At 36.6% G+C, this 18,810-nt stretch carries 22 protein-coding genes; 13 read left to right on the forward strand and 9 right to left on the reverse strand.

All coding sequences use genetic code 11. The features are described from left to right. Nucleotides 1–166: 166 nt before the first annotated feature. Nucleotides 167–568 carry an LNS2 domain-containing protein gene (locus EGH73_RS03170; protein ID WP_123280658.1) on the reverse strand — a complete coding sequence of 134 codons (402 nt, stop codon included), beginning with the start codon at nucleotides 566–568 and terminating at the stop codon, nucleotides 167–169. A 234-nt stretch (nucleotides 569–802) separates the two neighbouring features. Between EGH73_RS03170 and EGH73_RS03175 the strand changes: the two genes are divergently transcribed. The 3 genes from EGH73_RS03175 to EGH73_RS03185 all read left to right on the forward strand — a co-directional run bounded on the left by EGH73_RS03175 (nucleotide 803) and on the right by EGH73_RS03185 (nucleotide 2,620). Then, on the forward strand, nucleotides 803–2,212 hold the full coding sequence (locus tag EGH73_RS03175; RefSeq protein ID WP_123280659.1) for an APC family permease: 1,410 nt from the start codon (nucleotides 803–805) through the stop codon (nucleotides 2,210–2,212). A 62-nt stretch (nucleotides 2,213–2,274) separates the two neighbouring features. Continuing rightward, a complete protein-coding gene (locus tag EGH73_RS03180) occupies nucleotides 2,275–2,523 on the forward strand; it encodes a type II toxin-antitoxin system ParD family antitoxin (protein ID WP_123280660.1) in 249 nt (82 codons plus the stop codon). Further along, nucleotides 2,516–2,620 carry a type II toxin-antitoxin system RelE/ParE family toxin gene (locus EGH73_RS03185; RefSeq protein ID WP_123280661.1) on the forward strand — a complete coding sequence of 35 codons (105 nt, stop codon included), beginning with the start codon at nucleotides 2,516–2,518 and terminating at the stop codon, nucleotides 2,618–2,620. The genes EGH73_RS03180 and EGH73_RS03185 overlap by 8 nt, the downstream gene beginning before the upstream one ends. A gap of 313 nt (nucleotides 2,621–2,933) precedes the next feature. Here EGH73_RS03185 and pheA read toward each other — a convergent pair whose 3' ends face one another. From pheA to gldB, 7 genes are all read right to left on the reverse strand, one after another. Beyond that, complete coding sequence (gene pheA / locus EGH73_RS03190; protein WP_123280662.1) at nucleotides 2,934–3,782, reverse strand: prephenate dehydratase; 849 nt, start codon at nucleotides 3,780–3,782, stop codon at nucleotides 2,934–2,936. Nucleotides 3,783–3,932: 150 nt separating this feature from the next. Beyond that, nucleotides 3,933–4,376 carry a porin family protein gene (locus EGH73_RS03195; RefSeq protein WP_123280663.1) on the reverse strand — a complete coding sequence of 148 codons (444 nt, stop codon included), beginning with the start codon at nucleotides 4,374–4,376 and terminating at the stop codon, nucleotides 3,933–3,935. Nucleotides 4,377–4,409: 33 nt separating this feature from the next. Then, the gene (locus tag EGH73_RS03200) at nucleotides 4,410–5,480 is read right to left on the reverse strand and encodes an endonuclease/exonuclease/phosphatase family protein (protein ID WP_221177735.1); all 1,071 of its coding nucleotides are present in this window, start codon (nucleotides 5,478–5,480) and stop codon (nucleotides 4,410–4,412) included. A 9-nt stretch (nucleotides 5,481–5,489) separates the two neighbouring features. Further along, complete coding sequence (locus EGH73_RS03205; protein ID WP_123280664.1) at nucleotides 5,490–5,987, reverse strand: GNAT family N-acetyltransferase; 498 nt, start codon at nucleotides 5,985–5,987, stop codon at nucleotides 5,490–5,492. 19 nt (nucleotides 5,988–6,006) lie between these two features. Continuing rightward, nucleotides 6,007–7,161, reverse strand: coding sequence for a cystathionine gamma-synthase (locus EGH73_RS03210; RefSeq protein ID WP_123280665.1), 1,155 nt, complete (start codon nucleotides 7,159–7,161; stop codon nucleotides 6,007–6,009). Nucleotides 7,162–7,245: 84 nt separating this feature from the next. Further along, a complete protein-coding gene (gene gldC / locus EGH73_RS03215) occupies nucleotides 7,246–7,572 on the reverse strand; it encodes a gliding motility protein GldC (RefSeq protein ID WP_123280666.1) in 327 nt (108 codons plus the stop codon). A 151-nt stretch (nucleotides 7,573–7,723) separates the two neighbouring features. Beyond that, nucleotides 7,724–8,707, reverse strand: a complete 984-nt coding sequence (gene gldB, locus EGH73_RS03220; protein WP_123280667.1) for a gliding motility lipoprotein GldB — start codon at nucleotides 8,705–8,707, stop codon at nucleotides 7,724–7,726. 74 nt (nucleotides 8,708–8,781) lie between these two features. On the opposite strand from gldB, the gene nadE reads away from it, so the two are divergent. The 10 genes from nadE (at nucleotide 8,782) to EGH73_RS03270 (ending at nucleotide 17,056) form a co-directional block, all read left to right on the forward strand. Further along, complete coding sequence (nadE, locus tag EGH73_RS03225) at nucleotides 8,782–9,573, forward strand: NAD(+) synthase (RefSeq protein ID WP_123280668.1); 792 nt, start codon at nucleotides 8,782–8,784, stop codon at nucleotides 9,571–9,573. A 98-nt stretch (nucleotides 9,574–9,671) separates the two neighbouring features. Further along, the gene (locus tag EGH73_RS03230) at nucleotides 9,672–10,328 is read left to right on the forward strand and encodes a hypothetical protein (protein ID WP_089768274.1); all 657 of its coding nucleotides are present in this window, start codon (nucleotides 9,672–9,674) and stop codon (nucleotides 10,326–10,328) included. Nucleotides 10,329–10,338: 10 nt separating this feature from the next. Then, nucleotides 10,339–11,376 (forward strand): bifunctional diaminohydroxyphosphoribosylaminopyrimidine deaminase/5-amino-6-(5-phosphoribosylamino)uracil reductase RibD, encoded by a 1,038-nt coding sequence (ribD, locus tag EGH73_RS03235; protein ID WP_123280670.1) that lies wholly within the window; start codon nucleotides 10,339–10,341, stop codon nucleotides 11,374–11,376. Between the two features lie 53 nt (nucleotides 11,377–11,429). Further along, nucleotides 11,430–12,002: a hypothetical protein gene (locus EGH73_RS03240; RefSeq protein ID WP_123280671.1), complete on the forward strand. Its 573-nt coding sequence runs from the start codon at nucleotides 11,430–11,432 to the stop codon at nucleotides 12,000–12,002. Between the two features lie 55 nt (nucleotides 12,003–12,057). Continuing rightward, complete coding sequence (gene ubiE, locus EGH73_RS03245; RefSeq protein WP_123280672.1) at nucleotides 12,058–12,783, forward strand: bifunctional demethylmenaquinone methyltransferase/2-methoxy-6-polyprenyl-1,4-benzoquinol methylase UbiE; 726 nt, start codon at nucleotides 12,058–12,060, stop codon at nucleotides 12,781–12,783. A 1-nt stretch (nucleotide 12,784) separates the two neighbouring features. Then, nucleotides 12,785–13,591 carry a type IX secretion/gliding motility protein PorT/SprT gene (porT, locus tag EGH73_RS03250; protein WP_123280673.1) on the forward strand — a complete coding sequence of 269 codons (807 nt, stop codon included), beginning with the start codon at nucleotides 12,785–12,787 and terminating at the stop codon, nucleotides 13,589–13,591. A 343-nt stretch (nucleotides 13,592–13,934) separates the two neighbouring features. Next, the gene (locus EGH73_RS03255) at nucleotides 13,935–14,237 is read left to right on the forward strand and encodes a hypothetical protein (protein WP_123280674.1); all 303 of its coding nucleotides are present in this window, start codon (nucleotides 13,935–13,937) and stop codon (nucleotides 14,235–14,237) included. A gap of 3 nt (nucleotides 14,238–14,240) precedes the next feature. Further along, complete coding sequence (locus tag EGH73_RS03260; RefSeq protein WP_123280675.1) at nucleotides 14,241–14,528, forward strand: cell division protein ZapA; 288 nt, start codon at nucleotides 14,241–14,243, stop codon at nucleotides 14,526–14,528. Between the two features lie 324 nt (nucleotides 14,529–14,852). Continuing rightward, complete coding sequence (rny, locus tag EGH73_RS03265; RefSeq protein ID WP_123280676.1) at nucleotides 14,853–16,424, forward strand: ribonuclease Y; 1,572 nt, start codon at nucleotides 14,853–14,855, stop codon at nucleotides 16,422–16,424. Nucleotides 16,425–16,600: 176 nt separating this feature from the next. Next, nucleotides 16,601–17,056, forward strand: coding sequence for an Hsp20/alpha crystallin family protein (locus EGH73_RS03270; protein ID WP_076782537.1), 456 nt, complete (start codon nucleotides 16,601–16,603; stop codon nucleotides 17,054–17,056). A gap of 54 nt (nucleotides 17,057–17,110) precedes the next feature. Here the strand turns inward: EGH73_RS03270 and ggt are convergent, their stop codons facing one another. Further along, entirely contained in the window at nucleotides 17,111–18,799 is a 1,689-nt protein-coding gene (gene ggt, locus EGH73_RS03275; RefSeq protein WP_123280677.1) for a gamma-glutamyltransferase, read from the reverse strand. Nucleotides 18,800–18,810: the final 11 nt, after the last annotated feature.

Consider the following 18,810-nt stretch of genomic DNA (forward strand, 5'->3'; position numbering starts at 1 on the left):
CTTTTTCATATGTGAAAAAAAAGCAAAAGGATTTCCACTACAAAACGTAGTTTCGACGATTCCTTAATTTAATAAAATAATAGAGTCAATCGGGGCTAGGAGTTTTGTCATCCAATCAAAAATTCCCGAAAGTTGGAGGCTCGGGAATTTTTGATTTAGAATATTTTTAGTCACGGAAAACCTCTATGGTTACTTGTTTTTCAACCAAATCCGTGAATTTTCCTTTGTATCTTGTTGCGCGTACAAGGTGATTATCTATCCAGTGATAGTTTCCGCCTCTTGGTTTCCCAAGCAGAACGCTGTGGTATTTAAAACCGTGTTTGTTCAGCCAAGTTTCTGTGATTTCTCTCAAATCTTCTGTTCTGGAAGTGAAGAAACAAATCTGATGACCCTCGTCATACCATTTATTAATAGTTGCCAAAGCATCCGGAAAAGGCTCGCAAGTAACCATTCTTTCTGGTTCTTCGTTAGGAACATCGTCTGTAATCGTTCCATCGATATCAATCAAATAATTCTTGACATCGCCTTTCAGCATTGGGCTCAGATGTTCTTTGTATTCTAATTCCATAAGGTTCAAAATTAAGTTGGCAAAATTACACTTTTATATGCGCCACTGCAAATCATTAGCTAAAGTTTAATAAAATCTTAATTTTAAAGAATACTTTTGAGAAAAATATCATTTTAGTTTTACCACAATCACTTATCAACCTAAAATTTTTCAGCTGATTAGACCTTTAAACACAAAAAAATCACCTAAAAAACTTATCACATCTTTTTATATATTTGGTTAATAATAAAAACTATGGAGAAAAAACTCAAACTTTGGGATGCGGTGATGATCGTAATGGGATCTATGATAGGAAGCGGAATTTTTATCGTAAGCGCAGACATTATGCGAAATCTAGGTTCTGGTTACTGGATGATTGTAGTTTGGTTGATTACAGCAGTAATGACGGTTGCAGCAGCAATTAGTTATGGTGAACTCTCGGCGATGTTTCCAAAAGCAGGCGGACAATACACTTACATCACAGAGATTTTCGGGAAACCAATGGGATTTCTGTACGGTTGGGGAATGTTTACTGTGATTCAAACGGGAACGATTGCCGCGGTTGCTGTCGCGTTTGGAAAATTTACAGCTTATCTTGTTCCAAGTTTGAATGATGCTGCTCCGATTTTTCAAAGTGGCGAATTTAAAATCACGTGGACTCAGATTCTGGCGATTTTTGTGATTCTGTTTCTGACTTTTGTGAATACGAAAGGCGTTCAGTTTGGTAAGATTTTGCAAAATGTTTTTACTTCATCCAAAATCATCGCACTTCTCGGTTTGATTGTTCTAGGTTTTGTTTTGATTTCTCAATCCAATTGGAGTTCTAATATGAGTTTCGGCTGGGACGCGTTTCAAAATCTGAAACAAACCGAATGGAAAAGCATTTCTGGTGCTACTCTTGTTGGCGGGATCGCTGCCGCAATGGTAGGTTCTGTATTCAGTTCTGTAGCTTGGGAAAATGTGACTTTTATCTCCGGAGAAATCGAAAATCCAAAGAAAAACGTTGTAAAGGCAATGATTTTAGGAACTTCGGCTGTGATGATTCTTTATCTTCTCGTGAATTTCGTTTACCTCAACGCACTCGATAGAGATTCTATCGCTTTTGCTGCGAATGACAGAGTTGCTGTTGCTGCTGCCGAAAAAATGTTTGGAAATGCAGGAACCATTATCATTGCAGTTCTTGTGATGATTTCGACTTTCGGTTGTGTGAACGGAATTGTTCTCGCCGGCGCAAGAGTTTTTCAGACAATGGCGAAAGACGGATTATTTCTAAAATCAGCCGTTGAAAATAATAAAAACGGCGTACCTGCAAAATCACTTTGGATGCAGGGGATTTGGGCAAGTTTGCTTTGTCTGAGCGGACAATATGGCGATTTGCTGGATATGATTTCGTTTGTGATTGTTTTGTTTTATATGATTACCGTTTTTGGTGTCATCTATCTGAGAATCAAAAAACCTGGACTGGAAAGAGGTTACAAAACTTTTCTTTATCCTTTTACGCCTATTCTCTATCTTTTGATTGGAACCGGATTTTGTATTCTGTTATTTATTTATAAACCGCAATATACGTGGCCAGGATTGGGATTGATTTTGATTGGATTGCCAGTTTATTTTTTTATAAATAAGAAAATTGTTAATCTTGACGACACTCCGGATGAAGATTAAAAAAATAAGATTTAAATAATTACCAAAATTTGGTAACTTTGATTTACAATAAAAAAATTAATATGGGGCGAAATACATCTGTTTCCTTAGGAAATCATTTTGAAGATTTTGTGGATGACAAAATTTCACAAGGGAGATTCAAGAACGCTAGCGAAGTGATTCGTGCTGGATTGAGACTTTTGGAAGAAGAGGAAAACAAATTACAATTCCTTAAAACCGCTGTACAAGAAGGAATCAAAAGTGGGATTGCAAAAGATTTTGAACCACAAGGTCATCTTGCATCACTAAAAGCCAAAATGAAAAATGGCTAAATATTTCTTCACAAACAAAGCTGTAGAAGACCTTTCAAATATTTATGAATATACTTATCAATCTTGGTCAGAAAAGCAAGCGGATAACTATTACTAGGAACTAATTAGCTTCTGTCAAATGCTTTCAGAAAACCCGAATATTGGTAAAAACTATAGCGAAATTGCTTCTGACATTTTTGGATTTCTTGCCAATCGACATATTTAATCCTATTGCTGAAAGGTTGGTCTCCACCATTGCCTTTTTCCTCTTCGGATTAACAGGCGGAATCTAAACATTAATTTTCTAAAATCCACCAACTATTTTTCAGTACATTACCACATATTATCTTTTACCGAATTTTAGACATAAATGAAATAGAAATCACAAGAATTATTGGTGCCAATATGGATTTAAAATCAAGAATAAAAGATTAAGATTCCAACAAGAACTCCTTATAATTCCCCAAAAACTTAACATCAGCGCCAATCGCTTTCAATTCATCAATCGAATTGATATAAAGAACATTGTTCCAATCTCCGACAACAGTTACAAAAAAGAAATAGTTACCGAGTTTGGTTTTCAAAGTTCGGGATTCGATTTTGCTAAGGTTCATATTGCGCCACGCAAAAACCGATAAAACCTGATGAAGTCCTCCGGCGTGATCTTGTGGAAGTGTAATCAAAAGTCCGGTTTTCTTTCCAGAACTGTTCAGATCGCTGTCAAAACTTTCATCACTTTTGGAGATCACAATGAATCTCGTATGATTTTCTTCAACATCGTGAATGTTGTCATTTATGATTTTCAGACCGTATAATTCCGCAGCAAATTTGTTGGCAACAGCTGCAATTTTTCTATCAGGATTTTCAGAAACCCGTTTTGCAGCCGCAGCTGTAGAAGTAAAATCTTGTTTTGTAACTTCGGGATAATTCTGATTTAAAAAATGAAAACTTTGCGCAAGAGCCTGAGGATGAGAATAGATTTTCTCGATTGCAGTATCATTTTCTTGACTTGGATGGATCATCAGATGATGTGCAATTGGCATTACGGCTTCCGCTTCAACTCTGATTTCCGGCGTTTGATAAAGATAATCCAAAGTCATAGAAACCGTTCCTTCTATCGAGTTTTCCAACGGAACAACTGCTTTATCAACCTCATTATTCTGAACTGCCAAAAAGCAATCTAAAATATTAGCTTTCGGAATCAATTCTTCGTTTGGGAATAATTGCTTTGCAGTTAACTGTGTAAAAGAGGCTTCGGGTCCTAAGAATGCTATTTTCATTCTGCGAAATTAAAGAATTTTTGAACCACAAAAGTAGATTTATTCATCAATAGAAAATCCTTCGACTCCGCTCAGGATGACAATTCTAATACTAAAACTTTAATTATAATAATTGTCAGGATGAGGCTCTCGAAGCTTTTTTATAAAAATTTAATTGGTTTCTATGCTGATTGCAGGAACTTTATAATTATTGAATTTCTTGTCAGGCTGTAGAATTCTGGCTTTTTTCAGAAGGTCTTCTGCAATTAGAATCGATTGGTTGTGAACTTCGATATCATTTAGAAAAAATCTTGATTCTTGAGTGAGATTCAATTTTGTTTTAGCTTCAGCAATGGTTACTTTTTCGATAGTTTGAGGCTTTTTCATTACAATATTAATCAAACCATTTTTCACGAGGTCATCATATTGTTCGATTTGCGAAGACGGCGATTTGTAAACTTGAACACTTTGAATTTCTTCTGGATTGAAGCTGTGAAGCAACACATTAGAAACAATCACGTTATCAACAATATAAATCGGATTAACGTCAGATTTCTGAGCCAATGAAAATTGAATACAAAAGAAAACTGCGAAAGCAAAAATTAGCTTTTTCATAAATTTTGGATTTAAAGAACTAAATTAAGAATTTTAATTGGCATCACCTTTTTCGATACCTTCTTCTATTTTTTCAACCACTTCTTCTTTTTCTTCTTGTGAAATGTTGAATTGGTCTTCTTTGTCCTCGTTTCTTACAACCAAAGAAATCCAAATCGGAAAATGGTCAGAATCAACAGATTTCATCACTTTCATATCGACCAACCGGAAATGCGGACTCACGAAAAAATGGTCAAGCGGCCAGCGCAGAAACCAATATTTGGCGTGAAACGTATTGTACATTCCTCGTCCACGTCGTGGATCTAGCATTCCGCTGGATTTTAGAAACAGCTTGGTCGTTCTGGACCAGGCGACATCATTCAGGTCACCAAAAACAATGGCTGGTTTTCCAAATTCCTCTGCCTTTTCGCCCACCAGAAGAATCTCGGCATCGCGTTCGGTGCTTGCGGGATTTTCCTGAGGAACCGGTGGCGTAGGATGAATACCAAACAAACTCACAATCTGGTTGTTATATTCCAAATCCGCAACAATCGAAGGAATATCATTATCAACCAAATAATTGATTTCATAATTTTTGACTGGAAAATGACTGTAAAACAGAAGTCCATAAGTGTTATCCAAAGGAACTTCGATTTTATATTTGTAATCATCAGTAACCAATTTCAATGCATTTTGCCATTTTTTATCGGTTTCCAAAAAGAACAAAACAGAGGGATTCTCTTTCTTAACCAAATCAATTAATTTCTGATAATTCCGGTTATGCTGATAAACATTACAAACCAAAATATCAAGAACTTTTTCACTAGCATTCGGCTTTATCTGGTCAATCATTGTTTTCCCAAAATTGGTATATGGAATAATAATGTAGAGAAGATAGATGGCACAGATTGCTTCCAGAATCAGAATCAGATATTCGTAAATATTCGGATTTTCATAAGTGAAAAACCAAGCGACAATAAGAATTAGAAGAATGATAAATTTCTGAAAACGCGGATAATCAAAAATCCTAAAAGTCCAATATGTATTTTTAATCGCAGGCATCAGAACCGATAAAATCGCCAAAACCGAAATGCTCCAATACAAATAAGACGTCCAATGTTCCATCCTATCAATTTATTCTTTAATATTTTTTCCGAGGATAATCAGGCTTCGTTTTTCGCCATCCAATTCGGCAATATTTTTGAGATTGGCCCACAGTTCAAATCCGAATTTTTCAAACAAAGACAAACTTGGAAGATTATGAGCGAAGATGAAAGCGAGAAGATTTTCGATTCCAAGGGCGTGAGATTTTTCGATGGCATATTCCAGAATCAATCTGCCCAAACCTTTTCCTCGATATTTTTCATCAATATAAAGACTGATTTCAGCTGTTTTCTGATAAGCAGGTCTTCCATAGAAATCCTGAAAACTTACCCAGCCAACGGTATTTTTCTCCGAATCCAAAATCATCCAAAGCGGACGAAATTCGGGGTTATGATGATGAAACCACACGAGTTTACTCTCGACAGAAACAGGTTCCAAATCAGCGGTGACCAATCGAGATGCAACCGTAGAATTGTAAATTTCCACAATCTTAGGAAGGTCATCTAAAGTTGCATCACGAAAAGTCATATTTTTTAATTATTAATTGTTAATTATCAATTGCATTGAAAGCTTGTTCCAAATCGGCAATCAAATCTTCTGCATCTTCGATTCCGACACTCAGTCTAACCAAATCGTCTGTGATTCCCAAAACTGCTCTTTTATCTTCTGGAATCGATGCGTGCGTCATCATCGCAGGAAGATTGGCCAACGATTCTACTCCACCCAAAGATTCTGCCAAAGTGAAAACTTTGATATTTTCTAAGAATTTAATCGCATCTTCTTTCTTCCCAGACTTGAACGTGAAAGAAACCATTCCTCCAAATTCCGTCATTTGTCTTGTTGCCAAATCATATTGCGGATGAGACGACAATCCTGGATAATAAATCTTTTCTACCAAAGAATGATTTTCAAGAAATTTAGCGATTTCGAAACCGTTGTCAGAATGTCTTTGCATTCTAAGTGCCAATGTTTTGATTCCTCTCAACACCAAATAAGAATCGTGAGGACCTAAAATACCACCGCTTGCAAACTGAATGAAATGTAATTTCTCTCCTAATTCAGCATCTTTTGCAATCAAAGCGCCGGCAATCACATCAGAATGTCCGCCTAAATATTTAGTTGCAGAATGCATCACAATATCAGCACCTAAATCCAAAGGTTTTTGAATATAAGGTGTCGCAAATGTGTTATCAACTGCGACCAAAATATCTTTACCTTTTACAGTATCAGCAACCATTTTGATATCCACCAATTTCATCAACGGATTGGTAGGCGTTTCTAGCCAAATTAATTTGGTTTTATCAGTGATAACATTTTCTAATTCTTCAACATTATCAAAACCGATGAATGTAAATTTCAGCTGATATTTCTCGAATAATCTGGTGAACATTCTGTAAGATCCACCGTAAAGGTCGTCTACAGCAATCACTTCGTCGCCGGGACTTAGCAATTTCAAAACACAATCAATCGCTGCCAAACCGGAACCGAAAGCTAAACCTCTAGCTCCGTTTTCTATGCTTGCCAAAGAATCTTCCAAAGCTTGTCTCGTAGGATTTGCTCCTCTGGAATATTCGTAACCGGAAAGTAATTGTCCCGGGCTTTTTTGAGCAAATGTGGATGTTAAAAATACAGGAACGTTTACCGCTCCAGTTGCTGGTTCGTGGTGTTGTCCACCGTGTATCACTTTTGTATTGAATTTCATATTTTATATTTTTAGGTTAGAAGATGGATGTTGGAAGATGGATGAAAAAACTTCCAGCTTCAGACTTCCAACATCCAGCAATTATTACATTTTTATCGCAGACTTCACAGCAAATTCCTCAGCCATTTCTGCAATCCATTGTGCTACATCTTCTTCGCTGGTTGCTCTTTCATAAGTGTGACCGATTGAAACCAGGATCTGATGAAAGAATCTTTTCATCTCGTCAACAGGCATATCTTTTGTCCAAAGGTCGATTCTAAGAGCTTCCATTGCTTTGCTGTCCCAAACGGAAATCATCGCAGCTTTGGTTTCCTGTCTCTTGATTCCGCCGTCTTCGGCTTTCCAAAACATTTTCTCCGGAACGTGATTATCGTCCAATTCTAAATCTATAACGATTTTTGTCTTTTTCATTGATTTTATTCTTAATATATTAAGTGATATTTATTCTAATTTTAAACGCAAAGTCCGCAAAGTTTTTTTTTCCTAATTGAAAAAATTTTTAAGATTCGCGAAGGCGCTCCGCTCAGCAAAAAATTAAATTATTTAAAAAACTCTCAAAACTCTACTTGGGTCTATAATCTGAAGCATTGAAAATCTCCGTTGCATTTTTCTTTAAAAACACCGGTAATTTTTCTTCCGGATGAGCTTTCAAATAATGTTTGCAAATCTGCCAACCTGTCCAAATGGCTATTTGTGGCGAGCTTTCTCTATCCACTTCTGTATAGAATTTTGAGAAAGGTCCAGGCGTGATGAATCTTTCGGAAAGATTTGGATCTGCACTGAAGAGCAAATCATTTTCAACAAAATAGTTCCAGATATTGGCTTCGTTCGCTACCGCCCAATCGTATTGTTCTTTGGTATAATTGATTTTCAAGTAATCCGGAACATTTGGTAAAAATGCGTCTTGAAGAATCTGAATTTTTCCTTGATAAACCATCTGATCCAAAAACTTTTGTTGTTCCATCTGAGCAGGAACCAATCTTGCCGCAAAAAAAGCAGAGATTTTCGGAACCAAATTATCAGGATTCATCGATTTTTGAAAATATAAATCCAGACCTTTGTAATTTTTATTACCATCTCCCATAAAACCTGTAACATCAACAAAAAGCATATTCTGATCTTCTCTCAGAAAAATCGGATCTGTAACATTTTGAGGATCAACAACCGATGAATAAAGATAAATATGAGGCGGAACAAAATTCGGAAAGTAATTTTTGATATGTGAGAAAAGATCAACTAAATCTTTATTCAATTTTGTTTTATCAATCTTAGAAATCGCTTCTTTATAAACACGAACTTCCATTGTATCTTTTCTTCTGTTGTCGTAATCTGCATCTGGAACAGAACCCTGAAACCAAGGATATTTCGCTTTGAAATCTTCCAAACTTACCGAAGAATTATAAAATTCACCAGACAAATCTGTGACCTCTACTTTTTTAACAGGATTTTTGATTTCAACATTCCATTGGTTTTCATTTTCTTTTTTGCAAGAACTTAATCCAAAAACTAAAACTGCAGAAATCGTGATATATCGGAAAAACTTCATTATTTTTACATTAAGATTTTCGAATAGCAAAAATAACGCTTTAAATCTTGAATCAAGAATTTTAACAAAATATTATGCAGACACAAAAAGTAATAGATCATATTGTCAACTGGTTAAAAGATTATGCAACCAAAGCGAATTCAAAAGGTTTTGTAGTAGGTGTTTCCGGAGGAATAGATTCCGCAGTGGTTTCAACTTTGGCAGCGAAAACAGGATTGCAAACTTTGGTTTTGGAAATGCCAATCCGTCAAAAAGCCGACCAAGTTGACCGAGCCCAAGATCACATCGAATTTTTAAAATCAAATTTCTCTAATGTTGAAGGCTTCCGAGTTGATTTGACACCAACATTTGAATCTTTTGAAAAAACAACTGACGGTTACAAAGACGATTCTCCAAATAAAAATCTTGCTGAAGCTAACACAAGATCAAGATTGAGAATGGTTACACTATACTATTATGGTCAAATCAACGGACTTTTGGTAACGGGAACCGGAAATAAGGTTGAAGATTTCGGCGTTGGATTCTTTACAAAATATGGCGACGGCGGTGTTGACATCTCTCCTATTGCAGATCTTTATAAAACCCAGGTTTATGAGATTGCAAAAGAATTAGGTATTCTTGAAAGCATTCAACAAGCAAAACCAACGGACGGACTTTGGGAAGTTGACAGGACAGACGAAGATCAAATTGGCGCTACTTACCCCGAATTGGAATGGGCAATGGAGCAACAACTTGCTGGAAAAACTGAAGCAGACTTCGAAGGAAGACAAAAAGAAGTGATGGAAATCTACCTGAAATTCAACAAGGCAACTCAACACAAGATGAATCCGATTCCTGTTTGCGTGATTCCGACTGAATTGAAATAATTTTTAAAATGTTCTTACAGAGATCAAGTAGATTTCCGCAAAAATCACCCTCAAAAATTAACCAAATCAACGAGAACTTAAATTCCAAATCAAAAGTTATGAAAAATAAAATTTTACTTTCTGCTTTTTGCATTTTCGCATTGTCATCGAGTTTTCATTCTCAGGAAACTAAAAACGACGAGGTTTCTGTTTCTGCACCGGTTGAAATAATAGACAGATTAAATATTCCCGGACCACTAAAGTTCAATGAAAGTGAATATTTCCTGGCTTGGAGTAAACAGAATTCTGCAACTTGGGCGCAACAGCAATATATCCTGAGAGATGATGATTTCAAAAATTATAAAGAACTCATCAATATCTCGTATTTCGACAAAGAGATTGACATGGAAATGGCCGCAAAACAAAAAGTAGATTACGTCGAAAAGCTAAAAGAAAAAAATCAGGACAAATATGCTTTTGTGGGCGTTACGGAAAGTCCGGACGGTAAAGAAATGATTGTAGATTATCTAATCACTGTAAGTCCAAAAGAAGGTGAATCTTACGCCGAATATAACATTGACAGATTTAAAAGCTTTGACGCAAACGGCAAAAAATCTTTTCTCATATTTTCTTATTCAAAACGTCTTGCCGGCGATCTAAAATACGCTTCCAGATCACTTTCAAAAGAGAGAAGCAAACTAATGGAAGCCGTGATTACAACAGCTGTTCCGCCTGTAACATACAAACCGACTGCTGTAGACCCGAAAAAAAAATGATTTAGCAAGAATGAACGATGAAATTTACATCCGCAGGTGTATAGAATTAGCAGAAAAAGCATTGGGAAAAACCTATCCAAATCCTTTGGTTGGTTCTGTGATCGTTTATGACGACAGAATAATTGGCGAAGGTTTTCACAAAAAAGCTGGCGAACCACACGCAGAAATCAATGCGATTAATTCTATAAAAGAGGAAGACATACATCTGATTCCAGAATCTACAATCTATGTTTCGCTGGAACCTTGTGCTCACTTTGGAAAAACGCCACCTTGTGCAATGAAGATCAAAGAGCTAGGATTCAAAAAAGTGGTGATTGGCGCTATGGACAGCCACGACAAAGTGAATGGAAAAGGAAAAAAAATCATTACCGATGCAGGAATTGAGGCTGTTTCAGGTGTCCTTGAAGATGAATGCAGACAGCTCAACAAAAGATTTTTCACTTATCACGAGAGAAAAAGACCTTTCATTATTCTGAAATGGGCAGAATCTGTGGACGGTTTTATGGATAAGGATTTTCAGCCGTACCAAATCAGCAATGCTCTGTCAAAACAGTTTGTTCACCAGATGCGAAGTGAGGAACATGCGATTCTTGTTGGAAAAAACACCGCACTTCACGACAATCCAAGTTTGACGGTAAGAGATGTTGAAGGTCGAAATCCTATTAGAATTTTGATTGATTTCAATCTCGAAGTTTCTGAAAATTCTAATATTTATAATGATGAGGCAGAAACAATTATTTTTAATTCGGTTAAAAACCTGGAAGATAAAAATCTGAAATTTGTTAAAATAAGAAGAGAAAACTCTATTAATAAGATTTTAGAAAAATTGTATGAATTACATATTCAGTCCGTGATTATAGAAGGTGGAAGATTTACTTTGCAGGAATTCATCAATCAAAATATATGGGATGAAACATTGATTTTCAAAAATCCAAATCTGAATTTAGACAACGGAACCAAAGCGCCAGAATTCAATTTCAATCCTCAAAAAAAAGAAAAACTAAGAGATACAGAAGTTTTATTTTTCGTTAACGAAAGTCTTGACTAATATCAGAATTACAGCTAAGAAAAAATCCGTAAATTCGCATCTTTAATCACTCTATGAAAAATCTGAGCGCATCTACAAAAGGTTTGATTTTTTCTTTGTTGGCAATGGGATTTGCCTTTGCGATCTACTTTTTGTTTTTGGCAAAACCGAATTATTACTTAGTGGACAATCCTACGCCGGAAACTTATTATTTCAAAGTCAATAACGGCGAAGAAAAGGTTTTATCTGCGGGACAATATCTGAAAGTTGACCTTAATAAAGGAAAAAACAAGATTCAGGTTTTTGATCAAAACAAACAAATGCTTTACGATTCTGCCTTTACAGTGAACAAAGTTAGAGGCCTTCTGAATATTACACACAAAGATTATTACATCAACAATCAATACTATGGTTACGGTTTGAACAAAGATTCTTTGATGGCTACAAAACCAGGATTGGAGATTGACAAGAAGCTTTATCTTGGCGATGTTAAGAAAATAAACAAGCTATATTCTGAAGACTTTTATTATAATTTGGACGAAGATTATGATCGTGTTATCAAAAACGTCGCAAAAATTGAAAGCAGATCAAAGATTTTCAGAAAGCAGGATTTTATCAATTATTACAACAACTATTACAAATTTTAAGTGATTTTGAAATTAAGCTATCATTTATCATTTATAAATTATCACTTATAAAAAAATGGAACACAACAACGTAACACCATATAACTCCGAAAACAGCAAGAAAAGTCAAGTCGAAGATATGTTTGACAACATTGCGCCAAAATATGACCTTTTGAATCACGTTTTATCGATGAAAATTGATGTGCTATGGAGAAACAAGTTGGTAGATATGCTAAAAAAAGACCAACCACAATTAGTTTTGGATGTAGCGACTGGAACAGGAGATTTAGCATTAGCAGTTCAGAAAGGGACCAACTCAGATGTTGTTGGACTTGATCTTTCTCAACAAATGCTGAATGTGGGAATCGAAAAAATCAAGAAGCAAAATCTTGACGGTAAGATTACGATGCAGAAAGGCGATGCAGAACAACTTCCGTTTGAAGACAATAAATTTGATGGTGTAACCGTTGCATTTGGAGTGAGGAACTTCGAAAATCTGGAAAAAGGTCTATCGGAACTTAGAAGAGTTGTGAAGGAAAATAAGAGTATTTATATTTTAGAATTCTCCAAAGTCGAAGGATTTTTGGCGCCGTTCTATATGTTTTACTTTAAAAATATATTGCCGGCAATCGGTCGTTTGGTTTCTAAAGACAACAGAGCTTATACCTATCTTCCGGATTCCGTTAATGCCTTTCCTTACGGAGAAAAAATGAAATCAATACTTCTGAATACAGGATTCAGAAAGGTAGAATACACAAAATTAAGTTTAGGAATAGCCACCATTTATAAAGCTACAAAATAGGATGAAGAAGCGATTGATCAAGATTTTATTACTAAGCCTTACTTTTGGGAGTAATCTCCAGGCACAAACGTTCAATAACCTTTTCCGAACCAAAGACAGACCGGAAAATATGGAAGCTGTTGATTTTATAAAATTTACAGCAGGATTCTATCTTGCTGCCAACAATTTCGATTATAAAATGGTTCTGGATCGTACATATGGAACAGATGGTAATAAAAACCTTGTTGAATCCAAGCCTACTTACAGCTTTGGCGCAGGACTTATCGGTAAAATGCGGCTTAATGAATTTCTTGATCTGAGAATTGAGCCGGGCTTGCATTTCGTACAAAGAGAACTCACATTCAATACTTTTGATAAAGTTAACGAAATGTACCGTTCAGGCTATCCATTGCCTGATGGATCAGTTGTGCCTCCAATTATACCAACCGATGTAGATATAAAAAGAACCGTAAAATCAACTTATGTTGATGTACCTATTTTGCTGGAGATACACGGAGACCGCTGGTACAATTCCCGTCCATACGCTGCTGCAGGAATCAACTACCTGATGAATCTGCAATCCAACGAACGTTCCGAAGGCGACAACAGTGTCAATACGTTCCGAACAACTACTCATAACTTCGGCTGGTCTGCAGAAATCGGGATACAGTTTTACTTCAGCAGATTCAAACTGACACCAGCAGTCCGCGGAACTTTTTTCACCAATAACGAGTTGGTTCAGGACAAATCCAGCACACCACCTTATTGGACACCAGCCATTTCCAGCATGCAAAGCCGGGCATTTATGCTGGTACTGAAATTCGAATAAAATCAATATAAAAAGGCTTTCCAAGTTTTTTTTTTATGGCGTGACCTTTAGAGAATTGCGCGCTCGCGTTGCGAGCGCGCAATTCTCTAAAGGTCGGTCTGCAGGCAGTCGCTCTCCGCCTCTGGCGGAGGAGCTCCAACAATGCCTTTCGCCCTCACGCAGCTGCGCCGGATACCTTTATTGTAATATTTTAGTAGGCTTTGTCAGCAAAATAAAGAATTATAAAAACTTTAAATCTCTATAAATCAAATAAAAAGCATTCTCTTTTAATAAAACGACAATAAGCCTTTAATTCATCATTAATTTTTCCTATTTTTGTAAAAGTTAGAATTTAATTCTGGTGATGCTAAGCGAGTTAGAAAACAACTTTTCTGTATTGGAAAAAAAGATCCTCAACCTACATAAGAAGTTCAGGAATCTTTCGGAAAAATATGCAGAACAGTCCGATGAACTAGAAAAGCTGAAAGAAGAATATGCAGAAGAAAGGCGCAGAAACCAGAATTTGGCAGAAGAAAATAAAGAATTAAAACTATATTCAGCGATATCCGGAAATGCAGAACATAACCGTCTGATGAAAAATCACATCAACAGACTAGTAAAAGAAATAGATATGTGTATTTCCGAACTTCAAAATAACGGCTTATAAAATATGGATTTCAGAAGAATAACAATCAATATTGCCGGTAGAAACTATCCGCTGAACGTACCTGCTGCCGAAGAGGAGACGCTTCGGAAAGTAGGAAAACAGATAGAAACAATGATTAAGGACTTCGAAGCAAGCTTTGATGTGAGAGACAAACAGGATGCTCTTGCGATGTGCGCTTTGAAACTGGGAACCAATGCGGAAGTATATTCTTTAAATAACGAGAAAAATATAAAAAATACAAATGAGCGTGTGAGTAAAATCAATACGCTCCTGGAACAGCTGGAGGATTAATATTCTGGCTACAAGTTGCCTACAATAGTTCTAACACAAAGAAGTAAACTCAACAATTAAAAATTACCGGACGAAAGTTCATTTGATGGCGTGCTGCCTTGCGCAGATTACAGAAAATGAAAATCAGTCCAAATCGTGTTTTTATGGAGTTTACTCTATAACTGAACTGTTGTAGGTTTTTTTATGTTCCGTCATAAGTAAAAAGTTGGATGACGGAAGTTTATTAAATTGGAAAAGAGCGTGTGTGGTTACAAAATTATCTAACTTCAGACGTCTGACTTCCATCAATTAGAGAGACAATTAAAACTCAATATATATAAATTTATGGACACAATTACCATTATTATCGGTGTTGTCGCACTTCTTATAGGAGCCGTAGCAGGACTTTTCTTCGGGAAAAGCTCTATCAATTCTAAGGCAAAATATATGATAGAAGACGCCAAAAAGAGCGCCGAAAACATTATAGAAAAAGCTAGTGTACAGGCAGAAGCCGTAAAAAAAGAAAAACAGCTACAAGCCAAAGAAAGATTCCTTGAACTGAAATCCCAGCATGATGCAGACATCCAGTCCAGAGAAAAGAAAATGCATGACTCGGAAAAACGCATCAAAGACAAAGAGAGCAAACTTAATGACGAGCTAAGTAAAGCCGGAAAACTGGAAAAAGATCTTGAAAAGCAAATCAATGACTATAACAAAAAACTAGACATTCTTCAGAAAAAACAGCACGATTTGGATGTTGCAACCGCTCAAAAAGTAGAAATGCTGGAAAAAATTTCCAACTATTCAGCAGAAGAGGCAAAAAGCGAATTGGTAGAATCTCTGAGAGCAGAAGCTAAAACCAAAGCCCAAGCACACGTTCAAAGCATTATGGAAGAAGCTCAGCTTAATGCAAAAAATGAAGCTAGAAAAATCATCATCCAAACCATTCAGAGAATCGGGACAGAACAGGCCATCGAAAATTCGGTTTCTGTTTTCAACATTGAGTCTGATGAAATCAAAGGTAGAATTATTGGCCGTGAAGGTAGAAATATCCGTGCTTTAGAAGCTGCTACAGGTGTAGAGATTATTGTAGATGATACACCGGAAGCTATTCTACTGTCTTGCTTCGATCCGGTAAGAAGAGAGATCGCAAGATTGTCACTTCACAGATTAGTTACAGATGGCAGAATTCATCCGGCGAGAATCGAAGAAGTGGTGGATAAAACCAGAAAACAAATCGAGGAAGAAATCATCGAAGTTGGAAAGAGAACGATCATTGACCTTGGAATTCACGGACTTCACCCTGAATTGGTTAAGATTGTTGGTAGAATGAAATTCCGTTCCTCTTACGGTCAAAATTTATTACAGCACTCTAGAGAAGTTGCCAATATCGCAGCAACTATGGCTGCGGAATTAGGATTGAATGTTAAACTGGCCAAAAGAGCTGGTCTTTTACACGATATCGGTAAAGTTCCTGAGCAGGAATCTGAATTGCCACACGCACTTCTTGGGATGCAATGGGCTGAAAAATTTGGTGAAAATGCTGAAGTGATTAATGCTATTGGTGCGCACCACGACGAAATTGAGATGACTTCTCTCCTATCTCCTATTATACAGGTGGCCGATGCGATTTCTGGAGCTAGACCAGGCGCAAGAAGACAAGTCTTGGAGTCTTACATCCAGAGACTGAAAGATCTTGAAGCTGCAGCTTTGAGTTTTGAGGGCGTGTCTAGCGCTTATGCTATCCAGGCTGGTAGAGAGCTGAGAGTTATGGTAGAAAGCGGCAAGGTAAATGACGAAAATGCTTACCAGCTATCTTATGATATCTCAGAAAAAATACAGAATGAGCTTACTTATCCAGGTCAGGTCAAAGTAACTGTAATCCGAGAAACAAGAGCTGTGAACATTGCCAGATAATCAAAATTTCATATTATAAAAACATTGGGCTTCCGAATACGGAAGCCTTTTTTCATGGATGACAAATTTTCACCTAAAATGACAGAATTTCATAATAAAAACAGTTGGCATACCATTGGAATTTATGAAATTGAGTTTACAAAAAATATTGTTTAACCTTTTAAAATCAGTTTGTTATGTCAATTGTAAAAAGAAACACTGGCGATTTGTTCCCTGCCAGTCCGAGAACATTGTTCGATGACTTTTTCAGCCGCGAACTTTTTAACTGGGGCAATAATAATTTTTCTTCAACAAGAACGACACTTCCATCTGTAAACATCAAAGAACTTGATGATTGCTTTGAAGTGGAAGTAGCTGCACCGGGATTGGAAAAGGAAGATTTCATGATCACTTTGGAAGGTAATCTTCTGACAATTTCATCTACCAAAAAAAATGAAACAGAAGACAGAACCGGCCAATATATGAGAAAAGAATTCAGCTACCAGTCTTTTTCGCGTAGTTTTGAGCTGGCAAAAGATGTTGTGGATGAGGAACGGATCCAGGCAAAATATGAAAATGGTGTACTGAAACTCAACATCCCGAAAACAGAAAAAGCAAGAAAGCAAGAACCTAAGCTTATTGAGATTCAATAATAAAAAGGCTTCCAAAATTGGAAGCCTTTTTTCAATATTAACTCAAACTCCCTCTTATTCTACTCCTACAGAGTCATCGCCTCGCCCATCTGCTACTGCGTGGATATTCTGATTGCTGTCTACCACAATAACTTCTGTCCTTCCAATCTGCGAAACTTTTTCGAACTTATAATTTTTCTTTTCTAAAGCTTTAATAGTAGTTTCCGGAAATTTATTTTCAACTTTTACTACCTCTGGAAGCCACTGATGATGAAATTTCGGCGCATTAACAGAGAAATTTGCATTTTGCTTAAAGTCAATAACATCTACAACAGCTTGGAATACCGAGGTGGGAATTGTAGTCCCGCCGGGTGTTCCTACTACCATTTTTACTTTGCCGTCTTTCAGCACTACTGTTGGTGTCATAGAAGAAAGCATTCTTTTTCCCGGTTGTATTTTATTAGCTTCCCCACCTACAGCTCCATACATATTGGGAACACCTGGTTTTACTGAAAAGTCATCCATTTCATTATTCAGAAAAAATCCAGCACCAGAAACCACGGTTTTACTTCCGTAAAGTCCGTTGAGTGTGGTAGTAACAGAAACTGCATTACCAAATTTATCCAGAATAGAAATATGCGTTGTTTCTGTACTTTCCTTTTGGTTTGGGTTGATGATTTTACCTACATCTTTGCTTGGTGTTGCAGTATTTTTATCAAAAGATTTCCATCGGCTTTTAAGATAATTGTCAGAAATCAGCATTTGCGTCTTATCCTCTATAAAATCAGGATCACCCATATATTCCGCTCGGTCAGCATAAGCTCTGCGTTCCGCCTCAACCATAATCTGAACCGCTTCTTCTGAGTTCATCTGGTACTTGGAAAGATCTTCGTAAGAAACCATTTTCAGCATTTGGGCAAGCAAAGTTCCACCACTGGAAGGCATTGGCATAGACACTACCTGATGATCTTTATAATTAAAAACCAATGCTTTACGTTGTTTTGTTTTATAATTTTTAAGATCTTTTCGCTGAATAATACCGTTTCCGAGTTTCATTTCTTCAACAATTAATTCTGCTGTTTTTCCTTCATAAAACTCCTTTTCGCCAACTTTTTGAATTCGCTTAAGTGTTTCTGCCAATTCTGGTTGTAGTAAAAGGTCACCTGCTTTCCACAAGTTATCCTTCACAAAAGCGATTTTATTTTTATTATGTTTCAGAAAATCATTTTTGTGAGCGTTTAATAATCCAGCTTCCTGTTCTGTTATGGCAAAGCCTTTCTCTGCTAGATCTATTGCGGGTTCAATGAGTGTAGAAAATGGTAATCTGGCATATTTCGTTGTTTCAAACATCCCGGATACACTTCCCGGAACACCCACTGCCAATCTACCATTTTGTGAAAGATCTGTATTAGCATTGCCTTTTTTGTCCCAATACATATCGAAACTTGCTTTAGATGGTGCAGTTTCCCGATAATCTAATGCTATATTTTTTCCATCCGAAGTGGTACCTACCAAAAATCCGCCACCGCCAATGTTTCCAGCTTGTGGATAAACCACAGCCAGCGCGAGCTGTGTGGCAATGACTGCATCAAAAGCGTTTCCGCCTTGTTTCAATATTTTTGCTCCTGCTTCACTTGCCAAAGGATGCGCGGAAACCACGACACCTTTATTTTTTACTTTGACTTCTTTGATAATGTTAATATCCGTATACTGTGCAGATAATGTGACAGATAACAACAAAACTGCATATAATGTTTTTTTCATTTCTTGCTTAA

Source organism: Epilithonimonas hominis (genome assembly GCF_003730015.1).
Taxonomy (GTDB): Bacteria; Bacteroidota; Bacteroidia; order Flavobacteriales; family Weeksellaceae; genus Epilithonimonas; species Epilithonimonas hominis.